The following is a 3,479-nucleotide window of genomic DNA, read 5'->3' on the forward strand; positions in this document are numbered from 1 at the left end:
TAACCAGATTATACCGGAACTTTGGCTAAAAAGCTTGTTTTAAGACAGACCCTAGTTAACTTCGGCAAAAGTCACGTCTTTTTGGGTGTGGCTTTTGTTTTAGGTTTTTTTATTTTGCTTTAGTTAAAGTAAATATTCTCTTCTAAAGAAGACACCAATAAAAAAACTCCCCACGAATGGAGAGCTAATCATCTTATTTGATCGGTTGGTTTAACCAGCGCCAAACCTTGTGGCCGGTTGGGAGTTTAACCGCCCGTTGCGACCGCAGTAGGTTTGTTTCGAGATAGTGGACAATATTCATCAGAATCACCCTACTTTTCTAAATAGCTAAGTGGTTTTTGAACATTTACCTTGGTTCCCTGGTACTTCTTGTTGATCCACTGCTGAATCTTCTGGTTGTGATACAGGGTGACCAACTTCTTGTAACGGGCGTTATTGCGATTCTTCTTGGCCGTTGCCAGAACGTTGATGTTGTTCTTGGTACTCTGGTCAACCTTTTCGTGGTAAATTGAATCCTTCAACACGTTCAAGTGTCCCGTCAAGGCGATTGTGTTCCCAATCAGGACTAAGTCAGTTGATTTCAAAACCCGGGGACCCGTTGTATCGTCAATTTCCTTAAACTTGAGGTGTTTCGGGTTAGCAGCAATCTCGTTTGTACCACTCGTAGCATTGAAACTCTTTTTTAGCTTAATTAAACCAGCACTCTGCAAGAGGAGAAGCCCCCGCGCCGTATTTGCCGGGTTATTGGCAATGGCTACCGTGGCCCCATCTGGAACCTGGCTAATCTTCTTGTAACGGTCGGAGTAGATCCCCATTGGTTCCAGGTAGGTCGTCCCGAGGGCCGCTAACTGGCCATTCTTATTTTCCTTGTTATAAGCCTGGAGGTAGGACCAGGACTGGAAAGCATTGACATCAATCTGACCATTGGCCGTTGCCTTATTCAGGGCAACCGGGTCGGTAAAGTCCTTGACCCGGATCTTTAGCCCGGCCTGCTTGGCCTCCTTACTCTTAGCAATGTGCTGCCAAACCTGGACATCCGGACCAATTGTCCCAATGGTGATCTCCTTGTTTCCAAGCGGGCCGCCATTGCTGGCAACGCCCAGGCCGAACGCTGCTGCTAAGACAACGACAATTCCAATCACCCACCACCAAATCTTTCGTCCTCTCTTCTTGCGCATAGTCAACCTTCCTCTCTTATTTCTTTAACTAGTCAACAACGTGCCGTTCAAATGGCTTGTCGGAGATTCCTTCACTCAAAATCTTCTTGGACCATTCCTTAGCGGAGAATAAGGAGTGGTCACGGTAGTTCCCACAGGTCTTAATCGTGGTTCCTTGAACGTCTTCCCACTTAGTCTTGTAGGCGATTTCTTCTAGTGATGACTTCAGGTCCTTAGCAACTTCCGTGGTGGAGTGTTCACCCCAGGTAATCAAGTGGAAACCGGTCCGGCAACCAAATGGTGAACAGTCAATGACCCCGTCTAACCGGTCCCGCAGCAAACCAGCCAGCAGGTGTTCAATCGTGTGTAAACCAGCGGTTGGGATGGCGTTCTCGTTTGGTTGTACCAACCGTAAATCGTAGTTACTAATCTTATCACCCTTTGGTCCTTCCTCAACCGTAATCAGACGAACGTATGGTGCCTTTACCTTAGTGTGATCCAACGTAAAACTTTCAACTTTAGCCATAATAATGATCTCCTTTATAAATTTCTTAGTTCCAAACTTCTTCTGCAATCTTCTTAATCAGTCTTAATTTTGCCCATTCTTGTTCTTCCGTTAAAATATTACCCTCTTCCGTTGATGCAAACCCACATTGGGGACTCAAACACAGATTTTCCAAAGGAACGTGTTCGGCCGCCTCGTGAATTCGCTTAACCACCTTTCCCTCATCTTCGAGTTCGCCGGACTTTGAAGTAACTAGTCCCAAGACAATCCGGACATCCGGCCGCTTATTCCAAATCGTTGCCAGTGGTGAGAAGTCCCCTGCCCGGTCGGAGTCATACTCCAGAAAGAAGCCGTCGTAGTTGAGTTGGGCAAGGTACTTGGCCACCGGTCCATACCCACCGGAGAAGAGGAAGGTCGACTTAAAATTCCCCCGGCAGATGTGGGTCGTTACGGTCAGGTCAGCCGGCAACCCTTCCAGGGCCTTATTGATAACGGTCACCGCATCCTCGGCCAGTTGAACATACTTGGCATGTTCGGTTTTTTGGTCAGCCGTTTCATTGAGCTTACTAATGAGGAAGGCCCAGGTCGTGTCGTCAATCTGGAGGTAGCGGCAACCCAGCTCGTAGAAATGCTTGATGGTCTTGTTATAGGCCGTTGCCAAGTCAGTGAGGTAATCAGCCCGCCGGTCATAAAACTCTGGCCAGTTGTCCGACCGGTTATCCCGGAAAAGCATCGTTGGCGATGGAATCGTTTGCTTGACTACTGTCCCCTTACCAGCGGCCTGCTGGGCAAACCGGAAGGCCGCGAAGAATGGGTGGTCAGGGTTGTAGGCCACCTTCCCGGCTAATTCGGCATTGTCTGTCCGGGTCTTAGCGCCGTGGAACTTATAGCTCTTCTGGTAGTCATACTTGGCAACCCCTTTCAGGCCCCAAAGAAAGTCGAGGTGCCACCAGCTCCGCCGAAATTCTCCATCGGTCACCGCATGAAGGCCCACCGCCTTTTCCTTATTGATCAGATCAGTGATGCATTCGTCGGTGACTGCCTTTAAGGTGGCTTCGTCAATGTCACCCGCCTTATACTTAGCCCGGGCATCCTTTAACTTAGCCGGTCGGAGGAAACTGCCGACAATGTCATAACGGTATGGTGCTTGTAATTTTTCACTCATGTTCAATTCTCCCTTTCCCGCTTAAATGAGAAGATGGTTAAAAGCAAAAACGTCCCTAGGAAAGGCGCAATAGTCTTTCCTAGGGACGTTAGAAATTCATTAACGTGATACCACCCTAATTTGGTAGGGACTCACATCCCCACCCTCAATAGGTACACCGATCTGGTAAACCTAGACTTGCTATCGGTCGTCAACCGTGGATTACTTACCGTAGCTCGCAATCACAACTTGCTCCAAGACCATCTTCGTGAGCCGCCGACTCGTCACCTCTCAGCACCGGTGATTCTCTGTAAAGTCATTAGAACACTACTCATCTTTTCTAAGCGTTTCTTAATTTGATTGTCATTATTGTATAATCCACGTTAATGAATGTCAAGAATAAATTTAATTTTTTCGAACTAAGAATATATTTGCTTAATAACTAAGAGAACCACTGCTTCAATTGCAAAACCTAAAAGTAATACTAAACTTTCCATATTAAAAAACGCTCCTTAAAAAGTCTTTGATCAAGCGGCATTCGCGAATGAGCGCTAGGTAACCGCTTTCAAGAACGATTGTAACACTTAATGAACATTTTTCAAAAACTCATCAAATATTAACTGAAACTTGAAAGCTAATAATCACGCCAAAGGCGTGTGGTTATTGGCTTTTT

At 46.6% G+C, this 3,479-nt stretch carries 3 protein-coding genes; all 3 read right to left on the bottom strand.

Features of this window, described 5'->3' with window-relative positions; all coding sequences use genetic code 11:
- Positions 1–311: 311 nt before the first annotated feature.
- From FD32_RS06560 to FD32_RS06570, 3 genes are read right to left on the bottom strand one after another with little or no spacing between them, the layout of a single operon-like run.
- A complete protein-coding gene (locus tag FD32_RS06560) occupies positions 312–1,178 on the bottom strand; it encodes a MetQ/NlpA family ABC transporter substrate-binding protein (RefSeq protein ID WP_047767153.1) in 867 nt (288 codons plus the stop codon).
- Positions 1,179–1,206: 28 nt separating this feature from the next.
- Positions 1,207–1,683, bottom strand: coding sequence for an S-ribosylhomocysteine lyase (locus FD32_RS06565; RefSeq protein ID WP_056962145.1), 477 nt, complete (start codon positions 1,681–1,683; stop codon positions 1,207–1,209).
- Positions 1,684–1,708: 25 nt separating this feature from the next.
- On the bottom strand, positions 1,709–2,827 hold the full coding sequence (locus tag FD32_RS06570; RefSeq protein ID WP_047767157.1) for a vitamin B12 independent methionine synthase: 1,119 nt from the start codon (positions 2,825–2,827) through the stop codon (positions 1,709–1,711).
- Positions 2,828–3,479 lie beyond the last annotated feature (652 nt).

Origin of the sequence: Limosilactobacillus panis DSM 6035 (genome assembly GCF_001435935.1) — a bacterium.
Classification (GTDB): domain Bacteria; phylum Bacillota; class Bacilli; order Lactobacillales; family Lactobacillaceae; genus Limosilactobacillus; species Limosilactobacillus panis.